We start from the raw sequence: 26023 nt of genomic DNA on the forward strand, positions 1-26023 counted from the left end.
TCTCTGCGGCCGGCGCGGCCCCGCGCCACGGCCGGCAGTTGATTGTCTTCGACGACCGTGCCGACAAAGCCGCGCGCCGCCATTTCATGGGCGCTGAACGTCGCGGCTTCGAGCAGCATCTGGCGCGCGGTCAGCACGCCCACGGCCGTGGCCACGAGCGCGGCTTCGCGCGGCGCCATGGGAAAGCCCAGCCGCGCAATCGGTGCGCCAAAGCGCGCCGACGCCGCCGCCAGGCGCAGATCGGCGCAGGCCGCGATCTCCACGCCCGCGCCCATGCAGGCGCCCGCAATCGAGGCAACGATGGGCACATCGCAGGCCAGCATGGCCGACAGGCCGCCCCAGACCGCGTTCTCATGGAAATCGCGCAGCGCCGCGGCATCGAAACGAAAGCCCGGGTATTCCGAAATATCGCCGCCGGCGCAGAACGCGGCTTCGCCCGCGTCGCCGCTGCCTTCGATCAGCACGCAGCGCAGGCCGGCATCGGCCTGAAAGGACACAAAGGCCGCGCGCAAGGCGTGCCACATCGCCACCGACATCGCATTGCGTTTGCCCGCGTGCAACAGTTGCACGCGGACGATGCCGGCACCATAGCCCGGCAGGACTTTCACTTCACCCGACATTCGTTCACTCCACCTTTGCACCCGAGGCCTTGACCACCTGCGCCCAGCGCTTGACTTCACCCGACACCATGGCCGCGAACTGCTCCTTGGTCAGGCTGCCGTAATCGGCGCCATTTTGCGCCCAGATGGCCTTGATTTCGGGCGTCTGGCCCAGGCGACGCACCTCTTCGAGCATATGGTTTTGCTGCTCCAGCGGCGTGTTCTTGGGCGCCCACAGGCCGTACCAGGTGGTCACGGTGTAGTCGGGCAGGCCCACTTCGGCCGCGCAGGGCACGTCGGGCAGCGAAGGATTGCGCTTGCTGCCCGAGACCATCAAGGCCTTGATGCGCCCGCCCTTGATGTGCGCCGCCGACGAGCCCAGGCCGTCGAACATCATGTCGACATTGCCGGCGATCAGATCCTGCAGCGCCGGGCCCGCGCCGCGGTAGGGAATGTGCGTCACGAAGGTATTGGTCTGCATCTTGAACAGCTCGCCCGCAAGGTGGTGCGACGAGCCCGCGCCCGCCGACGCGTAGTTGAAGCTGCCGGGCTTGCGCCGCAGTTCGGCAATCAGTTCCTGGATGGTCTTGGCCGGGATGGTGCGCGGGTTGACGACGATCACCTGCGGTACGGTCGCCAGCAACGCCAGCGGAACAAAGTCGCGCTCGAGGTCGTAGTCGAGCCGCGCATAGACCGACGGCGCGATCACATGGTGGGTGCCGCCCATGAAATAGTTGTAGCCGTCGGCCGGCGCCTTGGCCGCGAAACTCGCGCCCACGGTGCCGCCCGCGCCGCCGCGGTTGTCGATGACCAGGGTTTTGCCCGTGCTCTTGGAGAACTGCGCGGCCAGCGGGCGCGCGAACGCATCGGTGCCGCCGCCCGCGGGAAACGGCACGACCATGTTGACGGGCTTGGTCGGCCAGCCCGGGCTCTGCGCCCAACTGCTGCCCGTGAGCGTGACCATGGCCGCGGCCGCCGCGCGCAGTGCGTCGCGGCGTTGCAAAGAGATATCCGGCATCGCTTGTCTCCTGTGATTTTTTTGGTTTCAGCGCGCTCCTGCCCGGAACCTGCAAGGCCTGCGCAGCGCGCAGGCCTTGCTCAGCCCTTGATCAGGCTTTCGATGTCGCGAGACACCGGCATCCGGCCCTGCGCCAGCAGGCCTCGATGTTTGTCGATCTTCTTGAGGTCGTAGAGGTAGTTGACCATGAGGCCGAACGACTGCTTGGCGCCCTTGGCCGACGGATCGCCGCCCCAGTTCAGGCGCTCCACACGCGCGCCATTGCCCAGGTGAAAGCGCGCCACGGGATCGAGCGGCTTGCCGTTGTTGCTTTCCTTGCCCAGGTAATGCGCGGCGCACCACAGCAGCGCGCGGCGCACGGGCGAGTTCTGCGGCAGCTGCGCGGCCTTTTCCGCGGCTTCGAGCAGTACGGCGGCGTCAAGCTCCGCCTTGGGCGCCAGGCCCAGCGCGCGCGCGAGTTCGCCGCGCGGCTTGTCGCTCATGCGCGCCAGCAGCGGCGTGCCGTTCTTCGTGAGCCAGCTGCGAAAGCCCGGGATGGGCGACAGCGTGGCGAAAGTGCGCAGCCGCGGAAACTCGGCGCTGAGCGTCTGCGCGACATGCTTGATCAGCGAGTCGCCGAAGCTCACGCCGCGCAGGCCGGTCTGGGTGTTGCTGATCGAATAGAAGATCGCCGTGCTCGCGCGGCTGATGTCGGCCGTGGCCGCGCTTTCGTCGAGCAGCGGCACGATGCTGTCCGAAATATCGTCGACCAGCGCGACTTCGACGAAGATCAGCGGCTCGCCCGGCAGGCGCGGGTGAAAGAAGCCATAGCAGCGGCGGTCGCTGTCGAGGCGGTTCTTCAGATCGGTCCAGCTGCGGATGTCGTGCACCGCTTCGTACTGGATCAGCTTCTCGAGCAGCGATGCGGGCGAGTCCCAGCTGAGCCGTTTCAATTCAAGGAATGCGACATCGAACCAGGTCGAGAACAGGTGTTCGAGTTCGGCGTCGAGCGCCGCGAAGCGCTTGTCGGACTTGGGCAGGGCCAGCAGTTCTGAACGCAGGTCTAACAGAAAGCGCATTCCGCCCGCGGGCACGGCAAATCGTTGCAACAGCCGCGTGCGCGCCGACGACAGCGCGCGGCGCAGCGCGATTTCGGCCTGGCCGCGCTCCAGTTCGGAATCGGCTTCGTCATAGTGCTGGCGTGCGCGCTGCAGGCGCTCGGCGTCGGGGCCGAACTGCTCGCAGACGAGCAGCCACAGGTCCTGGCGCTCGCCGGGCGCGGCGCTCGCGTACCAGTCGATCACATCCTTGGCGCGGCGCCCGCCCTCGACTTCGCTGACCTGTTCGGCCGATGCGGCCTGCAGGTCTTCCATCAGCCGGCGCAGCACGCGCGGCGCCAGCGCTTCCGCGCCGCGGCGCAGCGTCGCCTTGAGGCGCTCGTGGGTGGAGCGCACCGGCGGCGGCGCCTTGGCCGCGGGCTTGCCCTCATCGGCCGACGCTTGCGCCTTTTCGGCCGCTTCCGTCGTACGCAGCTTAGACACGCCGCGCGTAATCCATTCCGAAGCCAGATTCATGCAGCAGGTCCTTATGACAACAAGGGCAGGATGCCATCCTCATGCCCTTGACACCATTATGGGTTGCCCTGCCCTCGTGTCTTCAGCTGCGCCGACTTCGCGTGTGTCGCATTCGCGACACCTGATCAGGCAACGCTGCGCTGGGGCTGGCGTTGCGCCCAGAGCCACAGGCCCACGCCCGCGGCCATCATCGGCAGGCACAGCCACTGGCCCATGCTCAGACCCATGGACAACAGACCCAGATAGTCATCGGGCTCGCGGAAATATTCGGCGATGAAACGCAGCAGGCCGTAGCCGAAAAGGAAGGCCGCGGCCACCTGGCCCTGGCGGTGTTCCTTGCGCGCGTAGAGCCACAGCAGCACGAACAGCAGCAGGCCTTCGAGCAGGAACTGGTAGATCTGCGACGGGTGGCGCGGCTGCATCGAGCCGCTGTGCGCGAACACCATGCCCCAGGGCAGATCGGGGCTCGAGAACCGGCCCCAAAGCTCGCCGTTGATGAAGTTGCCTATGCGCCCGGCCGCAAGGCCCGTGGGCACGCAGGGCGCGACGAAGTCGGCGACCTGCAGCCAGTGGCGGCGGCGCGAGTGCGCAAACCACAGCATTGCGCCGATCACGCCCAGCAGGCCGCCATGGAAGGCCATTCCGCCCTGCCAGACCGCGAATACTTCGAGCGGATGCGACAGGTAATAGGCAGGCTTGTAGAACAGGCAGTAGCCCAGTCGGCCGCCGATCACGACACCGACCACGCCCAGGAACAGGATGTCTTCGACATCCTTGCGCGTCCAGGCCTGATCGCCCGTGAGCCGCACGAACGGCGGATGGCGCAGGCGCCTGATGCCCAGCAACATGAACAGGCCGAAAGCGGCGAGATAGGTCAGTCCGTACCAGTGCACGGCAATGGGGCCGAGCTGCAGCGCGATGGGATCGATTTGGGGATAGGTCAGCATTCGCTGATTGTGCCGCAGACCCGGGCAGAGCCTGTGAAAATGGCGTGAACGGGGTGCGTGTCGGAGGGCCGTGCTCGCCGAGTACCCCTTGCCTCGAGCACAGGCCGTTCATGGTTCGACAAGCTCACCACGAACGGTTCTGGGCGTAGTCTCCGATACTGGCGCGGCCCAGCGTGGGGGCAGCGAGGAAGGGCCGCCCCGCACCGAGGCTGCCGTCCCCCTCCACCGAAGGATGAGAGGGGGAAGCCGCGTGAGCGGCTCAGGGGGTGTTGTCAATCCAGCAGCGAAAGATCCCGCACCGCACCCTTGTCCGCCGACATCACCAGCAAGGCATAGGCCTTGAGCGCGGCCGAGACCTTGCGCGGGCGCGGCTTGGCGGGCTTCCAGCCCTTGGCGTTCTGGGCTTCGCGGCGCAGCGCCAGCTCTTCATCGCTGACCAGCACGTTGATCGTGCGGTTGGGGATGTCGATCAGGATGCGGTCGCCGTCCTGCACCAGGCCGATCGCGCCGCCGGCGGCGGCTTCGGGCGAGCAGTGGCCTATGGACAGGCCCGAAGTGCCGCCCGAGAAGCGGCCGTCCGTCAGCAGCGCGCAGGCCTTGCCCAGGCCCTTGGACTTGATGTAGCTGGTCGGGTACAGCATTTCCTGCATTCCCGGGCCGCCCTTGGGGCCTTCGTAGCGCACGATCACGATGTCGCCGGCCACGACCTTGTCGGCCAGGATGTTTTCCACGGCCTCATCTTGCGACTCGGTCACATGGGCGCGGCCTTCGAACACCAGCAGCGCGTCGTCGACACCCGCGGTCTTCACCACGCAGCCGTCGAGGGCGATGTTGCCCGTGAGCACGGCCAGGCCGCCTTCGAGCGAGAAAGCGTGTTCCACCGAACGGATGCAGCCTTCGGCACGGTCGGTGTCCAGGCTGGGCCAGCGCGTGCTCTGGCTGAACGCCGTCTGCGTGGGAATGCCCGCAGGGCCGGCCTTGTAGAAAGTCTGCACGGCTTCGCTGGGCGCGCGCGCGATATCCCACTCGTCGAGCGCATCTTTCAGCGAGCCACCATAGACCGTGGGCACATCGGTGTGCAGACGGCCCGCACGGTCAAGTTCACCCAGGATGGCCATGATGCCGCCCGCGCGGTGCACGTCTTCGATGTGGTACTTGTTGGTGTTGGGCGCGACCTTGCACAGCTGGGGCACGGTGCGCGACATGCGGTCGATATCGGCCATGCCGAAGTCGATTTCGGCTTCGCGCGCAATCGCCAGCAGATGCAGGATGGTGTTGGTCGAGCCGCCCATGGCGATGTCGAGCGTGATCGCGTTCTCGAAAGCCTTCTTGCCGACCGAGCGCGGCAGCGCCGATTCGTCGTCGCCTTCGTAATAGCGCTTGGCCAGTTCGACGATGGTGCGGCCGGCGCGCAGGAACAGTTGCTCGCGGTCGGAGTGCGTGGCCAGCACGGTGCCGTTGCCCGGCAGCGACAGGCCCAGCGCTTCGGTCAGGCAGTTCATCGAGTTGGCGGTGAACATGCCCGAACACGAACCGCAGGTGGGGCAGGCCGAGCGTTCGACTTCGGCCACTTCTGCATCGGTGTAGCGGTCGTCGGCGGCCATCACCATGGCGTCGACCAGGTCGAGCTTCTTGAATTCGATCTTGTGCGTCGTGGGGTTGGCCAGCTTGACCTTGCCGGCTTCCATCGGGCCGCCCGACACGAAGATCACGGGAATGTTCAGGCGCATCGCGGCCATCAGCATGCCGGGCGTGATCTTGTCGCAGTTGGAGATGCAGACCAGCGCATCGGCACAATGCGCATTCACCATGTATTCGACCGAGTCGGCAATGATGTCGCGGCTGGGCAGCGAGTACAGCATGCCGTCGTGGCCCATCGCAATGCCGTCATCGACGGCGATGGTGTTGAATTCCTTGGCGACACCGCCCGCTTTTTCGATCTCGCGCGCCACCAGCTGGCCCAGGTCCTTCAGGTGAACGTGGCCGGGCACGAACTGGGTGAAGGAATTGGCAATGGCGATGATCGGCTTGCTGAAATCTTCGTCCTTCATGCCGGTGGCACGCCACAGGGAGCGCGCACCAGCCATGTTGCGGCCGGCAGTGGAAGTCTTGGAACGGTATGCGGGCATGGTGATTATGAGAAAGGGTTGCGGGTACGTGGGATGGGGTCAATTATGTCGCACCTGACCCCCTGCTGCTGCCCACAGGGTCTGCCCCCGGCCCGCAGCCCTCAGCGCGGCGGTCGGCGCGTGCCCAGCGCCTGCTTTTGCCGGTCTATGCGTTTGAGCCGGCGCGCTTCTTCCTGATCGACCGCGCGGCGCTTGGTCAGGCCCGACGCATCGGCATAGCTCCACCAGGCCACCGTGAGCCCGTAAGGCACAAGAATCCACCACCAGGACAATTCGGCCAGCGGCCCGACCTCCAGGTATTTCAGCAAGGTCAGCAACAAGGCAATCAACAGCATCCACATATATAAGACTCCTCGTCGGAGAAACCCGCGGTCCGCATGCCAGCGCACGCACCACTACAATTTCCTGCAGAATAAAACACCAGCCGAAAGTTTACGATGAAGCGCACACTGATCACTCTTGCCCTGGCCTTGAGCGCCGCTGCCCCGGCGATGGCCGACCTGGCCCTGGCCAAGGCCAAGAACTGCATGGCCTGCCATGCAGTCGACAAGAAGCTGGTCGGCCCTTCGTTCAAGGACGTGGCCGCCAAGTACGCCAGCCAGAAGGATGCGACCGACAAACTCGCGGCCAAGATCCTCAAGGGCGGCGGCGGCGTCTGGGGCCCGCTGCCCATGCCCGCCAACCCTTCGGTCAATGACGCCGAGTCCAAGGCGCTGGCCGCCTGGGTGCTGCAGCAGAAGTAAGCGCGGTTGTCCGCAATGCAAAAAGCCGCCTTCAAGGCGGCTTTTTTGCGGGGTGAATGCGCTTACGGGAATTCGCGCGCCGCGGGCACAAAGCCGCGGTCCACCGGCGGGCGGTCGCGCAGCTGTTGCTCGAGCTGACCCAGATAGGCCGCCGTGCTGTTCTCCAGTTCGCGCGAACGCGCGTCAGCACGCGCATCGAGCGTTTCGAGGCGCTCGAGCACCGCGGTCTGGCCATGCAGATGCTGGGCTTCGAGCACGGCGCGCAGTTCGGTGAAACGCGAAGCTTCGGCCTTGTCGGCGAGTTCGCGCTGGGCCTGCAGCTCCTTGGTGTGGCGGCGCGTTTCGAGCAGCACCGAAGTCTGCAGCGACAGCACATAGGCGATGAAGAAGATCGCCAGCAGCACCGTCAGGCCCAGCATGATCACGCCCAGCGGTGCCTGCACCGTGGTGACGCCCAGCTCGACAGTGGAAATGGCCGCCAGTGCGGGCCAGTTGAGCGCCGCGAGCGCGGCGATGGCCAGGACAATGATGGCCAGAAAAATGGTTCGAAAATGCATGCGTGTTTTTCTCCTCGGTCCGCACGCCGCCAAGGACTGAGCGGCTGGTACATCGCGTTTTTACCCCATGCGGGGCCGCGATGCGTACCTGCCGTTACAAGAACGAAGCTGTCCTACACAAGCTGGAGTACATCGGGCGCGGCGTTCGCGCGCCCGGCTGGCACTCAGTTGGGTTTGGACAGCTGCTCGAGAATCGCGGGGTTTTCGAGCGTGCTGGTGTCTTGCGTGATCGCCTCGCCCTTGGCCAGCGCGCGCAGCAGGCGGCGCATGATCTTGCCGCTGCGCGTCTTGGGCAGGTTGTCGCCGAAGCGGATTTCCTTGGGCTTGGCGATGGGACCGATTTCCTTGGCCACCCAGTCGCGCAGCTCCTTGGCGATCTGCTTGGCTTCCTCGCCCGTGGGCCGGCCGCGCTTGAGCACGACGAAAGCGCAGATGGCTTCGCCGGTCACATCGTCGGGCCGCCCCACCACGGCCGCCTCGGCCACCAGATCGGTCTTGGAGACCAGGGCCGACTCGATTTCCATCGTGCCCATGCGGTGGCCCGAGACATTGAGCACGTCGTCGATGCGGCCCGTGATGCGGAAGTAGCCGCGATCGCTGCTGCGCACCGCGCCGTCGCCCGCGAGGTAGTAGCCTTTGAGCTCTTCGGGGAAGTAGCTCTTCTTGAAGCGCTCGGGGTCGTTCCAGATGTTGCGGATCATGCTGGGCCAGGGGCGCTTGATGACCAGGATGCCGCCCGTGCCGTCGGGAATGTCGTTGCCCAGTTCATCGACGATGGCCGCGGTGATGCCCGGCAGCGCCAGCGTGCACGAGCCCGGCACCAGCGCCGTGGCGCCGGGCAGCGGCGTGATCACATGGCCGCCGGTCTCGGTCTGCCAGAAGGTGTCGACGATGGGGCAGCGCTCGCCGCCCACATGGCGGTGGTACCACATCCAGGCTTCGGGGTTGATGGGCTCGCCCACGCTGCCCAGCAGGCGCAGGCTCGACAGATCGCTGCGGTCGGGGTGTACCGCGGCGTCGGCTTCGGCGGCCTTGATCAGCGAGCGGATCGCCGTGGGCGCGGTGTAGAAGATCGAGCAGCGGTGGCGCTCGATCATCTGCCAGAAGCGGCCGGCGTCGGGGTACGTGGGCACGCCTTCGAACACGATCTGCGTGGCGCCGGCCGCGAGCGGGCCGTAGGCCACATAGGTGTGGCCCGTGATCCAGCCGATGTCGGCCGTGCACCAGAACACATCGTCGGCGCGCAGATCGAAAGTCCAGTCCATGGTCGTCTTGGCCCACAGCAGATAGCCGCCGGTGCTGTGCTGCACGCCCTTGGGCTTGCCCGTGGAGCCGCTGGTGTAGAGGATGAACAGCGGGTGCTCGGCGCCGACCGCGACCGGCGCGCATTCCTTGGACTGGCCCGCGAGCGCCTGGGCAAACGTCTTGTCGCGACCTTCCTGCATGGCGCAGGGCGTGGCCGTGCGTTCATAGACCAGCACCTGGCGCACGCTGGTGCATTCGCCCGAGGCCAGCGCGTCGTCGACGATGGCCTTGAGCGGCAATTCCTTGCCGCCGCGCAGCTGGTAGTTGGCGGTGATCACAACGACCGCGCCGGCGTCGATGATGCGCTCCTGCACGGCCTTGGCCGAGAAGCCGCCGAACACCACGCTGTGCGTCGCGCCTATGCGCGCGCAGGCCTGCATGGCGACCACGCCTTCGATGGTCATCGGCATGTAGATCAGGACGCGATCGCCCTTTTGCACGCCCTGCGCCTTGAGCGCATTGGCGAACTGGCTCACGCGCTCGAGCAGTTCACGGTAGCTGACGCGGGTCACCGCGCCATCGTCGGCTTCGAAAATGATGGCCGTCTTGTGCTCGACGTCCGTGCCCATGTGGCGGTCCAGGCAGTTGGCGCTGGCATTGAGTTCGCCGTCGGCAAACCACTGGTAGAACGGCGCATTGGAGCTGTCCAGCGTCTGGCTGAACGGCCGGCTCCATTCGAGGTTCTCGCGCGCCAGCCGCGCCCAGAAGCCCTCGTAATCGGCTTGGGCTTCGGAGCACAGCGCCTCGTAGGCGGGCATGCCCGAGATGCGGGCTGCCTGGGCAAAGGCCGCAGGCGGGGGAAAGACGCGGTTTTCGACCAGCACGGATTCGATCGCAGATGACGACGCACTCATGATATTTCTGTCTCCTTGGCTACTTTTGCATTGTGCCGTGACTGTCGCCCGCGGGTCTTACACGTCACTGACTGGTCGCCGCAAAACCGCGCAATCCGCTCGGACATAACCTTCAACCCTTGGCAACGCCGCCGTCATCGCGCACCGATACAATCGCGCACCCTATTCCTCGCCTCCCCCCACACCCCATGGACACCCCCACACCCTCCGGCAAGCCAGCGGCTGCCAAGATGAACCCGCTGGCCTCCTTCATCTTCGCGAGCCGCTGGCTGCAGGTTCCGCTGTACCTCGGCCTGATCCTCGCGCAAGGCGTCTATGTCTGGCATTTCCTGCTCGAGCTGATGCACCTCGTGGAGGCCGCGTTCGGCAGCCAGACCGCGCTGCAGGCGCTGGTCACCAGCATAGGCTACAAGCCCGAAGCGCCGCTCACCAGCCTCAACGAAACGGTCATCATGCTGGTCGTGCTCGCGCTGATCGACGTGGTGATGATCTCCAACCTGCTGATCATGGTGATCATCGGCGGCTACGAGACCTTCGTCAGCCGGTTGAACATCGAAGGCCACCCCGACCAGCCCGAATGGCTCAGCCATGTCGACGCGACCGTGCTGAAGGTCAAGCTGGGCCTGTCGATCATCGGCATCAGCTCGATCCATCTGCTCAAGACCTTCATCAACGCCGCCAACTACGACCCCAAGGTGCTGATCGCGCAGACGGCGATCCACATCGCCTTCCTGCTGAGCGCACTGGCCATAGCCTACACCGACCGCCTGCTGCGCAGCCCCGCACGCAGCCACTGAAAGCCGCGCCGCGCGCCCCGTCGAAACCCGCCCCGCAATCCGCGGCGCGGGTTTTTTTCGCCTTGCGCGTGAAACACGCGTGCGTGATAACACAGGCAAAAATAACCATTTATTGACACAAAAGCACTCAATTCATAGAATAGAACGCTTATTTACAACCTGCCATGCAGGTAATCGAAGCGTTTTCAGCGTTTCGATCCACTTCAGGCGGCGTTGCCTTGGCAGCCCCGTCATCGGGCCGATCGCGGTCCTGATGCCCAGTTGCGCGGCTTTCGCCGCGCCCTGGATCGCCGGCAGGCAGACAGGTTTCACACCGTGTCGCGCTCCGGCGTCTTGCCTGGCTCTTGCGTGCTCTTCGCGGCACCATTCGAGCCCTTTGCATGTGCTGCGCACATGCATTCCCGGCCTTCACCGGTCCCTTCGCGGGACTGCTGTGGCCGCTGCATCAGGTTTCGCATTCGGCTTTGGGATTCTCCGCACAGACCTTCTGGGATTTGCGCAGAGAACCCCTTGCACGCCAGCCTTTTTCGCAAAGGGCTGGACTGTATTCAATCCAACACAAGGGAGAGAGCAACAGTGGCCAAACAGATCACCATCGAGCATATTTTCAAGGTCTTCGGCGATGCGCCGCAGGACGCGCTGGCGCTCGTCCAGCAGGGTCTGAGCAAATCGGAAATCCTGGCGCGCACCGGCCAGTCGATCGGCGTCTTCGATGCCGATTTCCAGATCGAAGCCGGCGAGATCTTCGTCATCATGGGCCTGTCGGGCTCGGGCAAATCCACGCTGGTGCGCATGCTCAACCGGCTGATCGAGCCCACGTCCGGGCGCATCCTGGTCGACGGCACCGACATCGGCACGCTGAGCCCCAAGGAATTGCGCGCGCTGCGCCGCAAGGACATCTCCATGGTGTTCCAGTCGTTCGCGCTGCTGCCGCATGTGAACGTGCTCGACAACACGGCCTTCGGGCTGGAGCTGGCCGGCGTGGACCGCGCCGAACGCCAGGCGCTGGCCCAGGCCGCGCTCGAGCAGGTGGGCCTCGCAGGCTGGGGCGCAAGCTACCCCGACGAGCTGTCGGGCGGCATGCAGCAGCGCGTGGGCCTGGCCCGGGCGCTGGCGTCCGATCCGTCCATCCTGCTGATGGACGAAGCCTTTTCGGCGCTGGACCCCATCATCCGCACCGAGATGCAATCGGAGCTGCTGCGCCTGCAGGAAGTCAAGCGCCGCACCATCATCTTCATTTCGCACGACCTCGACGAAGCCATGCGCATCGGCGACCGCATCGCGATCATGAAGGACGGCCAGGTGATACAGGTGGGCACGCCCGATGAAATCCTGCGCAACCCCGCCAACGACTACGTGCGCCACTTCATCCGCGGCGTCGATGCGGCGGCGGTGTTCAAGGCCGGCGACATCGCGCGCCGCGCGCTGACCATCGTCAACGAGCACAGCGACCGCGGCTGCCGTCCGGCGCTGCGCGCCATCGAGGAATCGGACCGCGACTTCGCCTATGTGCTGAGCCCGCGCCAGCGCTATCTGGGCACGGTGTCGGCCGACTCGCTGCGCAGCGCGCTGCAAGGCCATGTGGGCACGCTGGGCCTGCAGCATGCCTATCTCGACAACGTGTCGTCGATCGCGGTCGACGCGCCTGTCGCCAACCTGTTCGGCCAGGTCGCGTCCGCGCCCTGCGCGCTGCCCGTGGTCCAGAGCGACGGCCGCTTCGCGGGCGTGATCAGCAAGACCATGCTGCTCAAGTTCCTCGACCGCGATACGCCGCCCGTGCCGCCCAGCCCGCCCACGCCGCCTGAAACACTGACCGGGAGCGCCGCATGAACAGCACCGCAATGAACCCCACCTCCACCCCCAGCGTGCAGCTGGCCCAGGTCAGCACCGATGCCCTCGATGCCACCACCATGGACAGCTCCGCCCTGCCAGACGTGCCGTGGGAAAGCACCCTCAGCGCCCCGGATGCAGCCGTCCCATCGGTCTCATCCGACCCCTGGACCATGGGCAACAGCGGCCTGCTCGAAGCCGGCGATACCAGCTGGCTCGACGGCCCGCGCCTCGCAACCGATGCCGCGGCCAATTTGGCCCAGACCGGCGCCGACGCGCCTTCCGCGAGCCTGTCGCAGCTGCTTGACGTACAGCACTGGGTGGCCGACTCGGCCCAGATCCAGGACAGCATCAACCACGGCCTCGAATGGGTGGTCACGCATTTCCGGCCGTTCTTCCAGACGGTGCGCGCGCCCATCGATGCCACGCTGACCGGCGTGGAAAGCCTGCTGACCAGCGTGCCGTCGATGGTGATGATCGCCCTCATGGTGCTGCTGGCCTGGCAGTTCGCGGGCCGGGCGATTGCCATCGGCACGCTGGTCTCGCTGGCCGTCGTCGCGCTGCTGGGCATCTGGCCCGAAGCCATGGTCACGCTGTCGCTGGTGCTTACTTCGCTGGCCTTCTGTATTCTCATCGGCCTGCCCGTGGGCATTGCCTTGGCCGCAAGCGACCGCGCCCAGCGCTGGACGCGGCCGTTCCTCGACGCGATGCAGACCACGCCGGCCTTCGTCTACCTCGTGCCCGTGGTGATGCTGTTCGGCATCGGCAACGTGCCCGGCGTGATCGTGACCATCGTGTTCGCGCTGCCGCCGCTGATCCGCCTGACCAACCTGGGCATACGCCAGGTGCGTCCCGACCTGATCGAAGCCAGCCGCGCCTATGGCGCCTCGCCCATGCAGATGCTGTTCAAGGTGCAGCTGCCGCTGGCCATGCCGTCCATCATGGCCGGCATCAACCAGGCGCTGATGCTGTCGCTGTCAATGGTGGTGATCGCTTCTATGATCGCCGTCGGCGGCCTGGGTCAGATGGTGCTGCGCGGCATCGGTCGCCTCGACATGGGCCTGGCCACCGTGGGCGGCCTGGGCATCGTGCTGCTGGCGATTGCGCTGGACCGCATCACCCAGGCCATGGGCAAGCCCCAGCGCGGCGGCGTGCGCTGGTCGCAGCGCGGCCCGCTGGGCTGGCTGCTGCGCAGCCGCCGTGCGCGCCCCGTGGAGGCTCCTGCCCCTGCGCCCGCGACGTCGGCCAGCGCGCCGACCGCTCCCGTGGCCACCACCGCCAGCGCCTGAAATCCGGCGCGCCGCCAGCCCATGGCCTGCGCGCCATGGCGGCCCGGCCCTGCCCGGGCCCTTCACCGAATACAGGAAATCCACATGTCCCATTCCCCCTCCCACCTGCGCCGCGCGCTGCTGGCCGCCTGCCTTGCCGGCTTCAGCCTGATGGCCGGCGCGCAGAACCTGACTCCCGGCAAGGGCGTCAAGGTCTTCCCGCTCAAGAGCTCGATCGCCGAGGAAAACTTCCAGACCCAGCTGGTCGTCAAGGCCTTGCAGCAGCTGGGCTACGACGTGCAGCCCGTGCAGGAAGTCGAGTACCCCACGGCCCATCTGGCGATCGCCAACGGCGATGCGACGTTCATGGCCAGCCATTGGGTACCGCTGCATGAAGGCTTCTACAAGAACGCCGGCGGCGATGACAAGCTCACGCGCAAGGGCACATACGCCGACGGCGCCATCCAGGGCTACCTGATCGACAAGAAGACGGCCGACCAGTACGGCATCACCCAGCTCAGCCAGCTCGAGGACCCGAAGCTCGCCGCGCTGTTCGACGCCAATGGCGATGGCAAGGCCGACCTCACGGGCTGCACGCCGGGCTGGGGCTGCGAAGCCGCGATCGAGCACCAGCTCGATGCCTTCAAGCTGCGCGGCACGGTCACGCACCAGCAGGGCACCTACTCGGCGCTGATCGCCGACACCATCTCGCGCTACAAGGCCGGCAAGCCCGTGCTGTACTACACCTGGACCCCGTTCTGGGTCAGCGCCCAGCTCAAGCCCGGCACCGACGTGATGTGGCTCGAAGTGCCGTTCAGTGCCACGCCTGGCGCGCAAGGCGGCGAAGACACCAAGCTGCCCAATGGCAAGAACTACGGTTTCGCGCCCAACACCCAGCACATCCTGGCCAACAAGCAGTGGGCGCTGAAGAACCCGGCCGCGGGCAAGCTGTTCGAGATCATGCAACTGCCGATCAACGACATCAACGCGGAAAACAACCGCATGTTCCTCGGCGAGAACAAGCCGGCCGATATCGAGCGCCATGTCGCGGGCTGGATAGACGCGCACCGGACCACCTTCAACGGCTGGCTCGACCAGGCACGCGCAGCGGCGCGATAACCACGCCTGGCGCATTGCCTTGCGCGGCGGTGTGCCGGACGCAGCCCTACACTGACCCGTAACGATTGCCATGCGCCTGCACGCGCTGGCATTCCCGGGAAAGGATGTTCGGCATGCGCAATCTTTTGTTGGGCGGCGAAGTCGCCAGCCCCGAAGCCGCGCCCGCGAGCGCGGAGGATTCCCCCCAGACGCAGCCCGTGCTGGCCGCGGACGACACCACCGCCCATTGCGAGATCGCCATCGTCGGCGGCGGCGTCGCGGGCCTGCACACGGCCTTGCGCCTGGCCACGCGCCACGGCCCGCGCATCTGCCTGTTCGAGCAGGACGAACGCCTGGGCGGGCGCGTCTCCGACATCCCCGCGTCGGAAGAACACAGCGAAGGCCCGTTCATCCAGCTCGGCGCGCGGCGCATCATGGAAGGCCAGAGCGTTCTGGTGGAACTGGCCAGGGAACTGGGCATCGCGCTGCAGAAACCTGAAATGCTCGAAGAGCTGGGTTTCACGCGCGGCATGTACGCGACCAGCAACGACGACTTCATCCGCGTGTTTCCCGGCCTCGATGTAGACCGCGGCCGCGGCGGCTATGAAGTCCAGCTCTACGACCGGCTGCTCAACGGCCCCGAGCGCGCCCATGTCGACCGCTACCCCAATCTGCGCGCCTATGCCGAGAAAGTCATAGGTACCGAAGGCTGCGCTTTCCTGCACGATACCTACCGTTTTCGCGCCGATCACGAATACGACCTCAACGCCAAGGCCTACCTCGACTACCTCGACGAAGAGAACGACGCCGGCGCCATCTGCCCCAGCGGTCATTGCCAGAGCCTGTACCCCGTGGGCGGCATGTCGGCCTATACGCGCGCCATGGAGCAGCGCGCGCGCGACCTGGGCGTGCAGATCAACCTGTCCGAGCCCGTGCTGTCGATCGAGAAATCCCCGACCGGCTACCTGCTCAAGACCGCGCGCCGCGCGCTCACCGCACGCACGCTGGTGCTGGCCTTGCCGCCGGTCGCGCTGCAGCAGGTGCGCGGCGACCTGATGGAAAAAATCTGTACCCAGCCCGAGTTCCAGGCGCTGGTCGGCGTGCGCGTGACCACCATCACCCAGTGGTACGCCGAGCCCTGGTGGCGCGGCATTGTCACGCCGGCCGGCCGCCATGTCTGGCGCGCCTGGACCACGGGACATTGCATCAACTCGGTCGAAATTCCGCTCGAAGCCTACGCCGCGCCGCAGAACGCGATACGCGTGGTCTACAACGACCAGTCCGACTGCGCCAACCTCTGGGCAAAGCTGGCCCAGGGGCCTATCGAAGCGCTCGAAAAGGAAGTGGCCATAGGCCTGAACCACCTGTTCGCCGACAACGGCGTGACGCGCCCCGTGACCATAGGGCCGCCGAGCAAGACCGTGTTCCGCGAATGGCCCGATGCCTGGTATTACCTGCGCGCCGGCAACCAGTTCACCAACCACGACATCTACCAGTGGGCCGTGCAGCCGCTGCCCGGCGAAGACATCGCGCTGGTCAGCGACGGCTACAACCCGCAGCGCTCGGGCTGGGCCGACGCCGCCTACAAGTCATCGATCCATTATCTCAACCAGCGCTTCGACATGGGGCTGCCGGGGCTGGGGCGCATTGCGCGCCGGCACTGACCCCCTCGCCATTACCAGGCCGCGCAGGAAGTCTGGCTGGACATGGAGACAAAGCGTTCGACCAGCAACACCAGCTCCTTGGCATTCGCCGAGGGCGGCATGTCGGTGCGCGCGCGCTGCACCCAGCGGCCCTGCACTTCGACCCACAGCGGCGCGCCCGGCGCGGACCGGCTCGCCAGATAGGCGGATTCGAGCAGCGCGCTGTCGCCCGACTGAGCTACCGGCATTTCAGCGCCCGTGCGGCATTCGGTGAAGCGTCCGGTTTCGGCATTCTGGCGGTAGATGCCCTGCCAGGTTTCAGTGCGCTCGGTGGCCTGCAGCGCGGCCGGCGCGACGGCCGGCGCGGGCGCTGCCTTGGGCGCGGAAATCCAGCTGGGCATCGAGGGCATGGACGGCATGCGCAGGTTGCCGACATAGGAGCAGCCAGATAGGGTCACGACGGCAGACAGCATTGCAGCCGTGCGCAAGGATAGAAAATCCATGAAAAATTCTTTCGCTGGGGAGCGGGAACAAGGGCTGCACCTTAGCAGACCCAGGACCAGCGTCTTGGCTCGAAACAGAGCGTTATCCGTCAATTCATCGACAGCCGCGGGACGATCAAGAAACAGATTTTTGCAAATCAAATCAAAGGCTTGAATGACACTTGATTTGAGCCAACAGCAGCTCACCCCGACCCAATCGTTGGTGGTGAGCCTGTCGAACCATGAACGGCCCATCCTCATGCCTTGAGCGCAGGCAGTTCATCCTTGGACGCGGTCGGCCAGGCCAGCCCAGAACGAGCGTATTGCCCGCTCGCCCCAGGTGACACGCCCTAGAACGACCGCCGCCGCCAGGCTCAGAGCGTGCCCACCATCTGGCTGGGCACGACCCAGGCGTCGAACTGCTCGCCCGTGAGGTGACCGCTGGCCACCGCGGCTTCGCGCAGGCTGGAACCTTCGCGGTGGGCCTTCTTGGCGATGTAAGCGGCCTTGTCGTAGCCGATGTGCGGGTTCAGCGCGGTCACCAGCATCAGCGAGCGCTGCACCAGTTCGGCGATGCGGTCTTCATTGGGCGTGATGCCCACGGCGCAATGGTCGTTGAAGCTGCGCATGCCGTCGGCCAGCAGGCGCACGCTCTGCAGGAAGTTGTGCGCGACCATGGGGCGGAACACATTGAGTTCGAAGTTGCCCGAGGCGCCGCCGATGTTGATCGCCACGTCGTTGCCCATGACCTGGGCCGCGAGCATGGTCAGCGCTTCGCTCTGCGTGGGGTTGACCTTGCCCGGCATGATGGACGAGCCTGGCTCGTTCTCGGGAATGCTCAACTCGCCAATGCCGCTGCGCGGGCCGCTGGCCAGCCAGCGCACGTCGTTGGCGATCTTGGTGAGGCTTGCCGCCAGGGTCTTGAGCGCGCCGTGCCCGTGCACCAGCGCGTCGACGCTGGCCAGCGCCTCGAACTTGTTGGGCGCGGTGACGAACGGCAGGCCCGTGAGGCGCGCGAGTTCGGCCGCGACCGCGACGGCGTAGCCCGCGGGCGCGTTCAGGCCCGTGCCCACGGCCGTGCCGCCGAGCGCGAGTTCGCACAGGTGGGGCAGCGCGGCCTGCACATGGGCCTGGCCATGCCTGAGCTGGGCGACATAGCCCGAGAATTCCTGGCCCAGCGTGAGCGGCGTGGCGTCCTGCAGATGCGTGCGGCCGATCTTGATGATGTCGGCAAACGCTTCGGACTTCTCGGCCAGCGTGGCCTGCAGCTTCGCCGCCGACGGCAGCAGCCGCTCGACCAGCGCCTGCACCGCGGCCACATGCATGGCCGTGGGGAACACGTCGTTGCTCGACTGGCTCTTGTTCACATCGTCGTTGGGGTGGACCAGCCGGCCTTCGCCGCGCTCGCCGCCCAGCAGTTCGCTGGCGCGATTGGCCAGCACCTCGTTGACGTTCATGTTGCTCTGCGTGCCCGAGCCGGTCTGCCAGACAACCAGCGGGAATTCCGCGTCGTGCTGGCCCGCGACCACCTCATCGGCGGCGGCGACGATGGCGTCGGCCTTCTTGGCATCGAGCAGACCCAGCTGCTGATTGACCACGGCCGAAGCGCGCTTGACCAGGGCCAGCGCCCGGATCAGTTCGAGCGGCTGGCGCTCGCCCGAAATGTCGAAATTCTGCAGCGAACGCTGGGTTTGCGCTCCCCAGAGCCTGTCGGCCTGGACCTCGATGGGGCCGAAAGTGTCACGTTCCTGTCGCGTAGCCGGTTGCGTCATCCACAAGTCTCCATAAGGGTTGAATGGAAAAAATCCATCAATGAATGATACCTATTCTCAACGTTCCGTTTTTCGTCCACTCTGACACAAGCCCCATAGACGCGAACGAGCCGCAATTCGGGCTGCAAGTGTTATAGAAGACTGCTGGGCCATGGGCACGCTTTGCGGTGAAGCACGGGATAATCCCGGGTTGCTGTCGATGTTCCCTTCTAGAAAAAACCCACGATGACCACCACGATCCGCCAGCAGGACCTGATCGATTCGATCGCAGGCGCCCTGCAGTACATCAGCTATTACCACCCGGCCGACTACATTGCCCACCTGGCGCGCGCCTACGAACGCGAACAGAGCCCGGCGGCCAAGGACGCGATGGCCCAGATCCTGACGAACTCCAAGATGTCGGCCATCGGTCACCGCCCCATCTGCCAGGACACCGGCATCGTCAACGTGTTCCTCAAGATCGGCATGGACGTGCGCTGGGAAGGCTTCACCGGCGGCATCGAGGATGCAATCAATGAAGGCGTGCGCCAGGGCTACAACCACCCCGACAACACGCTGCGGGCTTCCGTGGTGGCCGACCCCCACTTCGCGCGCAAGAACACCAAGGACAACACGCCGGCCGTGATCTTCACGCAGATCGTGCCCGGCGACAAGGTCGACATCACGGTCGCGGCCAAGGGCGGCGGCTCGGAAAACAAGTCGAAGATGATCATGATGAACCCCGGCGACAGCATTGTCGACTGGGTGCTCAAGACCATTCCGACGATGGGTGCGGGCTGGTGCCCGCCGGGCATGATCGGCATCGGCATCGGCGGCACCGCCGAGAAGGCCGTGCTGCTGGCCAAGGAAAGCCTGATGGAAGACCTGGACATGTATGAACTCCAGGCCAAGTCGCAGCGCGGCGAGAAGCTCGACCAGGTCGAGGAAATGCGCCTCGAACTGTACGAAAAGGTCAACGCACTGGGCATAGGCGCCCAGGGCCTGGGCGGCCTGTCGACCGTGCTCGACGTCAAGATCAAGATGTACGCGACGCACGCGGCTTCCAAGCCCGTGGCGATGATCCCCAACTGCGCGGCCACGCGCCACGCCCACTTCGTGATGGACGGCTCGGGCCCGGTCTACCTCGACGCGCCTTCGCTGGACCTGTGGCCCAAGGTCGAATGGGCCCCCGACACGCAAAAGAGCAAGCGTGTGGACCTGAACAACCTGACCAAGCAGGAAGTCGCGAGCTGGAAGCCCGGCGACACGCTGCTGCTCAACGGCAAGATGCTCACCGGCCGCGACGCCGCGCACAAGCGCATCCAGGACATGCTGTCCAAGGGTGAGACGCTGCCCGTCGACTTCACCAACCGCGTGATCTATTACGTCGGCCCCGTGGACCCCGTGGGCGACGAAGCTGTGGGCCCCGCCGGCCCGACCACGGCCACGCGCATGGACTCGTTCACCAACATGATGCTCGAGCAGACGGGCCTGATCGCCATGATCGGCAAGGCCGAGCGCGGCCCGGTCGCCATCGAGGCGATCAAGCAGCACAAGAGTGCCTACCTGATGGCCGTGGGCGGCGCCGCCTACCTGGTCTCCAAGGCGATCAAGAACGCCAAGGTCGTGGGCTTTGCCGATCTGGGCATGGAAGCCATCTATGAGTTCGACGTGGTCGACATGCCCGTGACCGTGGCCGTCGATGCGGGCGGCACCAGCGCCCACATCACCGGCCCCGCGATCTGGAAGGAACGTATCGCGACCGGCGAATTCAAGGGAATTTCCGTCGGCGCGGTCTGAGCCACGGGGGCCTGTGCGAGCGCAGCGGCATCCTGCATGCCTGCGCTGGACAAGGCATACTTGAATGCGGGCCGTTTCGGCCCGCATTTTTCGTCCCGCACTCCCCGCCTTTTCCCATGCACCACGCAGCCTCTCCCATCGGCATTTTCGACAGCGGCATCGGCGGCCTCAGCGTCCTGCAGGCGCTGCGCCATGAACTGCCCCGGGAACATCTGGTCTATGTCGCCGACAGCGGCCATGCGCCCTACGGCGAGCGCGACGAAGCGTTCGTGCAGCAGCGCACCAGCGCCATCGCCCATCATCTGCGCGCGCAATACGGCATCAAGGCCCTGGTCATCGCCTGCAATACCGCGACCGCCGCGGCCGTGGAGCAACTGCGCCGCGAAATGCCCGATCTCACGCTGATCGGCGTGGAGCCCGCGCTCAAGCCGGCCTCGCTCAGCAGCCAGACCCACCATGTGGGCGTGATGGCCACGCGCGGCACGGTGAGCAGCGCGCGCTTCGCACGCCTGCTGAGTGAGCACTCACAAAACACGAAATTCGAGGTGCAGGCCTGCGACGGTCTGGCGCGCGCGATCGAACTCGCGACCGAGTTGCCGCCCGCGGCCGACATGCAGGCCACCGACCTCTGGGAGCGCTGCGCGAAACACACGCAGGCCCTGGGCAGCTTCGGCCTCAAGACCGGCGAGATCGACACGCTGGTGCTGGGCTGCACCCACTACCTGTTCGTCAAGGACGAGCTGCGCGCGCTGCTGGGCCCCGACGTTCAGCTGATAGACACCGGCGCGCCCGTCGCGCGCCAGGTGCGCCGCCTGCTGGCCCAGACCGACATGCTCGCGCCCGAAGACCAGTCAGCGCCGCAGATCCAGCTGTTCGCCACGGGGGGCCTGAGCAGCCTGCAGGCCGCAGCCCAGCGCTGGCTCGATTTGCCTGCGGGGCATTGTGCGCATATAGAGATTGCGTGACGCAATTCGAGGCTGGGCCGTTCACCCTTCGATCAACTCAGGGCGAACGGAAAACCGTGGGTGCCTAGCCCTGAGCCTGTCGAAGAACCAAGGCGGGAACGAAAAAAACCGTCCGCCCCGGGCCTGCCGAAGGACAGAGGCATGAACGACAAAAACCGTTCGCCCTGAGCCTGTCGAAGGGCCGGCATGCCAAGCCTCAAGCCGCCGCTGGCACCTCACCCCACAGCCGCCCGCCCCCCGCATCGAGGTGGGTCAGATACAGCCGCACATCGAACTCATACTGGTGGTATGACGGCTCCATGTGCGCGCACAGCTGGTAGAAAGCCTTGTCGTGGTCTTTCTCGCGCAGGTGGGCGAGTTCGTGGACCACGATCATGCGCAGGAATTCCTCGGGCGTGTTCTTGAACATGGACGCCACGCGAATCTCGTGGCGCGCCGACAGCTTGCCGCCCTGCACCAGCGCGCGGCTGGTGTGCAGGCCCAGCGCATTGCGCACCACATGGATCTTGCTGTCGTACATCACCTTGTGCACCGTGCCGCCATTGCGCAGGTGGCGCGACTTGAGCTCGGCGGTGTACTCGTACAGCGCCTTGTCGGTGCGCAGCGCATGCGCCTGCGGGTATTTGCGGCGCAGCAGCGCTGCCGTGCCGTCGTTGGCCAGCAGCGCGCGCACCTGTTCCTGCAGGTGAGCGGGATAGGAGCGCAGATAAGGCAGGTCCATCGCCGTGCTGCCCAGATGCGGCGCTCGCGCCGCGCCTGCAGGCATCAGTGCAGGTGGCGCGGGCGGCGATTGCCGCCGCTGCCGTGGCCGGAGCCGCCGCCCGAGCCGCCGGGGCCGCGCGGCGGCTTGCCGATTTCGAGCGAATTCACCAGCGCGTCGAAGCGCAGCGAGAACAGCTTGTCGATTTCAGCGACCACGCCGCCGAGTTCGGCGCCGTCGAAGTGGCGCTCCATCATGTTGACCACGTCCTGCACCAGCAGGTCGCGCTGCACCTGCATGATGGCCGCGGGCGTGGGGCCCACGAACAGCATCAGGAAGTCGTCGCGCGATTCGGCTTCGTCGGCCTCTTCGTCGTCATCGAATTCGGTGTCGTAGAACGTGACTTCGATCGCCGCGCCCTGCTCCGACAGCTCGTTGAGGCTCATGCACATCTCGTCGAGCGTCTGGCGGAAATCTTCGTCGCCGCGCACGGTCCAGCAAATCTGCAGGCGGTGCTCGCGCGCGTCGAACTGGATACCCGGCTCTTCTTCGTAGACGCTGGTCGCGCCATCGGCCAGCGACCGCGCGCCGGCGTAGGTCCACAGCGGCTTGAGCGCTTCCTGCAGCTGTTCGAAGCTGGTCTGGGCCGTCAACACCACTTGGCCGTGAACGTGGATTTCAAAAGGAGGGTTGTAACTTGACATATCGAATCTCGCTGGGGCACTTGTCGGGGAAAACCGCTGTTTATGACGTGTCGTTATGGAGGCAATTTTCAAGCGCTGTCCGGGGGCACCATGCAGCCCGGACATCCCGCCGTGCCGAGACGGCCTATTTTCGCATGTATCGTAACGCCCGCGCCGCTGCGCGTACAGCAGGCTCAGACGACGACGGGCTCGGGCTCCAGGCGTATGCCGAAGCGTTCGTAGACGCTGGTCTGTATCGCCCGCGCCAGCGTCATCACTTCGCCGCCCGTGACGCTGGCGTCATCGGAATGGCGGTCGCCGCGGTTGACCAGCACCAGCGCCTGGCGCTCGTAGACGCCGGCCTTGCCCATGGTCTTGCCTTTCCAGCCGCAGGCGTCGATCAGCCAGCCCGCGGCCAGCTTGATGCTGCCGTCGGCCAGCGGGTAATGCACGATGCGCGGTTCGCGCGCGATGATGTCGGCGCACTGCTCGGCCGTCACCGTGGGGTTCTTGAAGAAGCTGCCGGCATTGCCCAGCACTTCGGGGTCGGGCAGCTTGGCGCGGCGAATTTCGCAGACCCAGTCGAAGACCTGCCGCGCCGTGGGCCGCTCGATGCCGGCTTCGGCGCGCTTGCGTTCTATGTCCAGATAGCCGATTTCGGGCTTCCAGGCCTTGGGCAACGCAAAGCGCACGCGCGTGATCACGGCGCGGCCCGCCAGGCCCATGCCGCGCGGCGCGGCCGAGCGTGGGCCCAGGGGCTCGGCCGGAACATGCTTGAACACCGAGTCGCGGTAGCTGAACGCGCATTGCGCGGCGTCGAGCGTGAAGCCCTGGCCCGTGACCAGATCGATCGCATCGAGCGAATCGAAACGGTCCTGCAACTCGACGCCATAGGCGCCGATGTTCTGCACCGGCGACGCGCCCACGGTGCCGGGAATCAGCGCCAGGTTTTCGAGGCCCGGCAGGCCCTGGTCCAGCGTCCAGGCCACCAGATCGTGCCAGCGCTCGCCCGCGCCGGCTTCGACGATCCAGGCCGTGGGCGTTTCATCGGCCACGCGCATGCCCTGGATTTCCATCTTCAGCACCAGGGGTTCTACATCGCCGGTCAGCACGATATTGCTGCCGCCGCCCAGCACCAGCAGCGGGCGCCGGCCCCAGAACGGGTCGGCGAGCACGGCGCGCACATCGTCTTCGGAATGCACGCGCACCAGGGCATGGGCGCGGGCCGCGATGCCAAAGGTATTGCTGTGCTGCAAGGGTACATTTTTCTCGACTAACATCGGCTGGATTGTCGCACCCCGACCAGAGGCCCGCTGGCCACCGGCTTTGCCGCCGTCGCCCGCCTGCCCGCCGTGCGCTACACCGCCCCTTTCAGGAAAGAGAAATTCACATGCCATCTTTTGACACCGTTTGCGAAGCCGACTTCGTGGAAGTCAAGAACGCGGTCGAGAACGCCGCCAAGGAAATCGCCACGCGTTTCGACTTCAAGGGCTCGTCGGCCGCCGTCGAACTCAAGGACAAGGAAATCACCATGTACGGTGATGCCGACTTCCAGCTGACCCAGGTCGAAGACCTGCTGCGCAACAAGCTGACCAAGCGCAGCGTCGACGTGCGCTTTCTCGACATCCAGAAAGCGCAGAAGATCGGCGGCGACAAGCTCAAGCAGGTCGTCAAGGTGCGCAACGGCATCGAGTCCGAGCTGGCCAAGAAGCTGCAAAAGCTGATCAAGGAAAGCAAGCTCAAGGTGCAGGCCGCGATCCAGGAAGAGAAAGTGCGCATCACCGGCGCCAAGCGCGACGACCTGCAGGCCGCCATGGCGCTGATCCGCAAGGAAATCGACGACGTGCCTCTGTCCTTCAACAACTTCCGCGACTGAGCTTCCCCCCATGCCCGCGCCCCGTGGCCTGCGTCAGCGGTCTGCCGGCCTGTTCTCGGCCGGCCTGGTCCTTGCATTGAGTCTGCCCGGCGCAGCCGGCGCCCAGTCGGTCGCACTGACCGGGGTTCTGGGCAGCAAGGCGCTGCTGGTGATCGATGGCGGCGCGCCGCGCACGCTGGCCGCGGGCGAAAGCCTGGGCGCGGTGCGCGTGCTCAAGGTCGGGCCTGACGAAGCGCTGGTCGATATCGCGGGCCGCCAGCAGCGGCTGCGCCTGGGCGAAGCGCCGGTGCAGCTGGGCGCACGCCCTGCGGCCGGCGGGCCGGCGCGGCTGGTGCTGTACGCAGACAGCCAGGGCCATTTCATCGAACAGGGCCAGATCAACGGCCAGCCCATGCGCTATCTGGTCGATACCGGCGCCAGCGCCGTGGCAATAGGCCGGGCTGAAGCCGACCGCCTGGGCCTGCCCTATTTGCAGGGCCAGAGCGTGCAGATGGGCACGGCCAACGGCGCGGTGCGCGGCTGGCGCCTGCGGCTCGACTCGGTGCGCATAGGCGGCCTCGAAGCGCGCGGCGTAGACGCCGTGGTCACGCCCCAGGCCATGCCATTCGTGCTGCTGGGCAACAGCTTTCTGGCCGACTTCCACATGACGCGCCAGGGCGACCAGATGGTGCTCGAAAAGCGCCGCTGAAACGACAGCGGCGCTGGGCTGCTTCAGCCGCGCTTGTTCTTGCCCGCGGCCTTGGCGGGGTCCGACTTCTTGCCCAGGCGCGACTCCTTGCCCGCGATCAGACGCTGGATGTTTTCGCGGTGGCGCCAGATGAGCAGCAGGCCCATGGCGACGATGGCCGCCGTGACCGGGCCTTCGGTGTACCACAGCACGCCGCCGAACAGCACGTAATAGACCGGCGCGAACACCGCCGCCACCAGCGAGGCCAGCGACGAATAGCGGAAGAAGACCGCGATGATCAGCCAGGTCAGCGCCGTCGCCAGGCCCAGCCAGCCGCTGATGCCCAGCAGCACGCCCAGCGCCGTGGCCACGCCCTTGCCGCCCTTGAAGCGGAAGAACACCGGGTAGAGATGACCCAGGAAGGCCGCGAGCGCGACCGCGGCCAGCGTGCCGTCGCCCAGGCCATAAGGCTTGCCGAACCACTGCACCAGCATCACCGGCAGCCAGCCCTTGAGCGCGTCGAGCAGCAGCGTGGCGATCGCCGCGGGTTTGCTGCCCGAGCGCAGCACATTGGTCGCGCCGGGGTTGCCGCTGCCGTAGGTGCGCGGGTCGTGCAGGCCCATCACGCGGCTGACGATCACGGCGAACGACAGCGAGCCGATGAGGTACGCGGCCAGCGTCGCGAGGAAAGGATAAAACGCGTTCAATTCAAGTCCTTGGCCCGCATCGGGCCGGTATGCCAAAAAACAGTCGCGCAG

The 26023-nt window shown here is 66.0% G+C and carries 24 protein-coding genes; 10 read left to right on the forward strand and 14 right to left on the reverse strand.

The window, feature by feature from the left end; all coding sequences use genetic code 11:
- The 6 genes from KHY18_RS13875 to KHY18_RS13900 form a co-directional block, all read right to left on the reverse strand.
- Positions 1-620: enoyl-CoA hydratase/isomerase family protein (locus KHY18_RS13875; protein ID WP_213300732.1), on the reverse strand; the 620-nt coding region annotated here is incomplete at its 3' end.
- A gap of 4 nt (positions 621-624) precedes the next feature.
- Positions 625-1617 carry a Bug family tripartite tricarboxylate transporter substrate binding protein gene (locus KHY18_RS13880; RefSeq protein WP_213300734.1) on the reverse strand — a complete coding sequence of 331 codons (993 nt, stop codon included), beginning with the start codon at positions 1615-1617 and terminating at the stop codon, positions 625-627.
- An 80-nt stretch (positions 1618-1697) separates the two neighbouring features.
- Positions 1698-3170, reverse strand: coding sequence for a malonyl-CoA decarboxylase (locus KHY18_RS13885; RefSeq protein WP_213300737.1), 1473 nt, complete (start codon positions 3168-3170; stop codon positions 1698-1700).
- Between the two features lie 125 nt (positions 3171-3295).
- The gene (gene lgt, locus KHY18_RS13890; RefSeq protein WP_213300740.1) at positions 3296-4117 is read right to left on the reverse strand and encodes a prolipoprotein diacylglyceryl transferase; all 822 of its coding nucleotides are present in this window, start codon (positions 4115-4117) and stop codon (positions 3296-3298) included.
- Positions 4118-4389: 272 nt separating this feature from the next.
- Positions 4390-6246, reverse strand: coding sequence for a dihydroxy-acid dehydratase (gene ilvD, locus KHY18_RS13895; RefSeq protein ID WP_213300743.1), 1857 nt, complete (start codon positions 6244-6246; stop codon positions 4390-4392).
- Between the two features lie 101 nt (positions 6247-6347).
- Positions 6348-6587, reverse strand: coding sequence for a TIGR04438 family Trp-rich protein (locus KHY18_RS13900; protein WP_213300746.1), 240 nt, complete (start codon positions 6585-6587; stop codon positions 6348-6350).
- A 96-nt stretch (positions 6588-6683) separates the two neighbouring features.
- Between KHY18_RS13900 and KHY18_RS13905 the strand changes: the two genes are divergently transcribed.
- Positions 6684-6989: a c-type cytochrome gene (locus tag KHY18_RS13905; RefSeq protein ID WP_213300749.1), complete on the forward strand. Its 306-nt coding sequence runs from the start codon at positions 6684-6686 to the stop codon at positions 6987-6989.
- Between the two features lie 62 nt (positions 6990-7051).
- Here the strand turns inward: KHY18_RS13905 and KHY18_RS13910 are convergent, their stop codons facing one another.
- Positions 7052-7546, reverse strand: coding sequence for a LapA family protein (locus KHY18_RS13910; protein WP_213300752.1), 495 nt, complete (start codon positions 7544-7546; stop codon positions 7052-7054).
- Between the two features lie 164 nt (positions 7547-7710).
- A complete protein-coding gene (gene acs / locus KHY18_RS13915) occupies positions 7711-9705 on the reverse strand; it encodes an acetate--CoA ligase (RefSeq protein WP_213300755.1) in 1995 nt (664 codons plus the stop codon).
- Between the two features lie 188 nt (positions 9706-9893).
- Here acs and KHY18_RS13920 point away from each other — a divergent pair, with 188 nt between their 5' ends.
- From KHY18_RS13920 to KHY18_RS13940, 5 genes are all read left to right on the forward strand, one after another.
- Positions 9894-10502: a TIGR00645 family protein gene (locus tag KHY18_RS13920; RefSeq protein WP_213300758.1), complete on the forward strand. Its 609-nt coding sequence runs from the start codon at positions 9894-9896 to the stop codon at positions 10500-10502.
- Positions 10503-11078: 576 nt separating this feature from the next.
- Positions 11079-12332, forward strand: a complete 1254-nt coding sequence (proV, locus tag KHY18_RS13925; protein ID WP_213300760.1) for a glycine betaine/L-proline ABC transporter ATP-binding protein ProV — start codon at positions 11079-11081, stop codon at positions 12330-12332.
- On the forward strand, positions 12329-13621 hold the full coding sequence (gene proW / locus KHY18_RS13930; protein ID WP_213300762.1) for a glycine betaine/L-proline ABC transporter permease ProW: 1293 nt from the start codon (positions 12329-12331) through the stop codon (positions 13619-13621). The genes proV and proW overlap by 4 nt, the downstream gene beginning before the upstream one ends.
- An 84-nt stretch (positions 13622-13705) precedes the next feature.
- Positions 13706-14719, forward strand: a complete 1014-nt coding sequence (gene proX, locus KHY18_RS13935) for a glycine betaine/L-proline ABC transporter substrate-binding protein ProX (RefSeq protein ID WP_213300764.1) — start codon at positions 13706-13708, stop codon at positions 14717-14719.
- Between the two features lie 113 nt (positions 14720-14832).
- A complete protein-coding gene (locus tag KHY18_RS13940; protein WP_213300766.1) occupies positions 14833-16362 on the forward strand; it encodes an FAD-dependent oxidoreductase in 1530 nt (509 codons plus the stop codon).
- 11 nt (positions 16363-16373) lie between these two features.
- Here the strand turns inward: KHY18_RS13940 and KHY18_RS13945 are convergent, their stop codons facing one another.
- Positions 16374-16844 (reverse strand): hypothetical protein, encoded by a 471-nt coding sequence (locus tag KHY18_RS13945; protein ID WP_213300768.1) that lies wholly within the window; start codon positions 16842-16844, stop codon positions 16374-16376.
- 353 nt (positions 16845-17197) lie between these two features.
- A complete protein-coding gene (fumC, locus tag KHY18_RS13950) occupies positions 17198-18595 on the reverse strand; it encodes a class II fumarate hydratase (protein ID WP_213300770.1) in 1398 nt (465 codons plus the stop codon).
- Between the two features lie 225 nt (positions 18596-18820).
- On the opposite strand from fumC, the gene KHY18_RS13955 reads away from it, so the two are divergent.
- Together KHY18_RS13955 and murI are read left to right on the forward strand one after the other, a co-directional pair.
- A complete protein-coding gene (locus tag KHY18_RS13955; protein WP_213300772.1) occupies positions 18821-20374 on the forward strand; it encodes a fumarate hydratase in 1554 nt (517 codons plus the stop codon).
- A 116-nt stretch (positions 20375-20490) separates the two neighbouring features.
- Entirely contained in the window at positions 20491-21339 is an 849-nt protein-coding gene (murI, locus tag KHY18_RS13960) for a glutamate racemase (protein ID WP_213300774.1), read from the forward strand.
- 196 nt (positions 21340-21535) lie between these two features.
- Here the strand turns inward: murI and KHY18_RS13965 are convergent, their stop codons facing one another.
- The 3 genes from KHY18_RS13965 to murB form a co-directional block, all read right to left on the reverse strand.
- A complete protein-coding gene (locus tag KHY18_RS13965) occupies positions 21536-22105 on the reverse strand; it encodes a M48 metallopeptidase family protein (protein WP_249729127.1) in 570 nt (189 codons plus the stop codon).
- On the reverse strand, positions 22105-22743 hold the full coding sequence (locus tag KHY18_RS13970) for a DUF6806 family protein (protein WP_213300776.1): 639 nt from the start codon (positions 22741-22743) through the stop codon (positions 22105-22107). The genes KHY18_RS13965 and KHY18_RS13970 overlap by 1 nt, the downstream gene beginning before the upstream one ends.
- A gap of 173 nt (positions 22744-22916) precedes the next feature.
- Positions 22917-24002 carry a UDP-N-acetylmuramate dehydrogenase gene (gene murB, locus KHY18_RS13975; protein WP_213300778.1) on the reverse strand — a complete coding sequence of 362 codons (1086 nt, stop codon included), beginning with the start codon at positions 24000-24002 and terminating at the stop codon, positions 22917-22919.
- 110 nt (positions 24003-24112) lie between these two features.
- Between murB and KHY18_RS13980 the strand changes: the two genes are divergently transcribed.
- Entirely contained in the window at positions 24113-24598 is a 486-nt protein-coding gene (locus KHY18_RS13980) for a YajQ family cyclic di-GMP-binding protein (RefSeq protein ID WP_213300780.1), read from the forward strand.
- A 10-nt stretch (positions 24599-24608) separates the two neighbouring features.
- Positions 24609-25286, forward strand: coding sequence for a retropepsin-like aspartic protease family protein (locus tag KHY18_RS13985; protein WP_213300781.1), 678 nt, complete (start codon positions 24609-24611; stop codon positions 25284-25286).
- Between the two features lie 23 nt (positions 25287-25309).
- On the opposite strand, the gene plsY is transcribed toward KHY18_RS13985, so the two are convergent.
- Entirely contained in the window at positions 25310-25972 is a 663-nt protein-coding gene (gene plsY, locus KHY18_RS13990; RefSeq protein ID WP_213300783.1) for a glycerol-3-phosphate 1-O-acyltransferase PlsY, read from the reverse strand.
- Between the last annotated feature and the right edge of the window lie 51 nt (positions 25973-26023).

It is taken from the genome of Acidovorax sp. CCYZU-2555, assembly GCF_018413525.1.
Taxonomy (GTDB): Bacteria; Pseudomonadota; Gammaproteobacteria; order Burkholderiales; family Burkholderiaceae_C; genus Comamonas.

What these genes read in the sequence shown, in the direction of transcription:
- KHY18_RS13880 (WP_213300734.1), bottom strand. Translation starts at nt 1,617, where the DNA reads ATGCCGGATATCTCTTTGCAACGCCGCGACGCACTGCGCGCGGCGGCC.
- KHY18_RS13885 (WP_213300737.1), bottom strand. Translation starts at nt 3,170, where the DNA reads ATGAATCTGGCTTCGGAATGGATTACGCGCGGCGTGTCTAAGCTGCGT.
- lgt (WP_213300740.1), bottom strand. Translation starts at nt 4,117, where the DNA reads ATGCTGACCTATCCCCAAATCGATCCCATCGCGCTGCAGCTCGGCCCC.
- ilvD (WP_213300743.1), bottom strand. Translation starts at nt 6,246, where the DNA reads ATGCCCGCATACCGTTCCAAGACTTCCACTGCCGGCCGCAACATGGCT.
- KHY18_RS13900 (WP_213300746.1), bottom strand. Translation starts at nt 6,587, where the DNA reads ATGTGGATGCTGTTGATTGCCTTGTTGCTGACCTTGCTGAAATACCTG.
- KHY18_RS13905 (WP_213300749.1), top strand. Translation starts at nt 6,684, where the DNA reads ATGAAGCGCACACTGATCACTCTTGCCCTGGCCTTGAGCGCCGCTGCC.
- KHY18_RS13910 (WP_213300752.1), bottom strand. Translation starts at nt 7,546, where the DNA reads ATGCATTTTCGAACCATTTTTCTGGCCATCATTGTCCTGGCCATCGCC.
- acs (WP_213300755.1), bottom strand. Translation starts at nt 9,705, where the DNA reads ATGAGTGCGTCGTCATCTGCGATCGAATCCGTGCTGGTCGAAAACCGC.
- KHY18_RS13920 (WP_213300758.1), top strand. Translation starts at nt 9,894, where the DNA reads ATGGACACCCCCACACCCTCCGGCAAGCCAGCGGCTGCCAAGATGAAC.
- proW (WP_213300762.1), top strand. Translation starts at nt 12,329, where the DNA reads ATGAACAGCACCGCAATGAACCCCACCTCCACCCCCAGCGTGCAGCTG.
- proX (WP_213300764.1), top strand. Translation starts at nt 13,706, where the DNA reads ATGTCCCATTCCCCCTCCCACCTGCGCCGCGCGCTGCTGGCCGCCTGC.
- KHY18_RS13940 (WP_213300766.1), top strand. Translation starts at nt 14,833, where the DNA reads ATGCGCAATCTTTTGTTGGGCGGCGAAGTCGCCAGCCCCGAAGCCGCG.
- KHY18_RS13945 (WP_213300768.1), bottom strand. Translation starts at nt 16,844, where the DNA reads ATGGATTTTCTATCCTTGCGCACGGCTGCAATGCTGTCTGCCGTCGTG.
- fumC (WP_213300770.1), bottom strand. Translation starts at nt 18,595, where the DNA reads ATGACGCAACCGGCTACGCGACAGGAACGTGACACTTTCGGCCCCATC.
- KHY18_RS13955 (WP_213300772.1), top strand. Translation starts at nt 18,821, where the DNA reads ATGACCACCACGATCCGCCAGCAGGACCTGATCGATTCGATCGCAGGC.
- murI (WP_213300774.1), top strand. Translation starts at nt 20,491, where the DNA reads ATGCACCACGCAGCCTCTCCCATCGGCATTTTCGACAGCGGCATCGGC.
- KHY18_RS13965 (WP_249729127.1), bottom strand. Translation starts at nt 22,105, where the DNA reads ATGCCTGCAGGCGCGGCGCGAGCGCCGCATCTGGGCAGCACGGCGATG.
- KHY18_RS13970 (WP_213300776.1), bottom strand. Translation starts at nt 22,743, where the DNA reads ATGTCAAGTTACAACCCTCCTTTTGAAATCCACGTTCACGGCCAAGTG.
- murB (WP_213300778.1), bottom strand. Translation starts at nt 24,002, where the DNA reads ATGTTAGTCGAGAAAAATGTACCCTTGCAGCACAGCAATACCTTTGGC.
- KHY18_RS13980 (WP_213300780.1), top strand. Translation starts at nt 24,113, where the DNA reads ATGCCATCTTTTGACACCGTTTGCGAAGCCGACTTCGTGGAAGTCAAG.
- KHY18_RS13985 (WP_213300781.1), top strand. Translation starts at nt 24,609, where the DNA reads ATGCCCGCGCCCCGTGGCCTGCGTCAGCGGTCTGCCGGCCTGTTCTCG.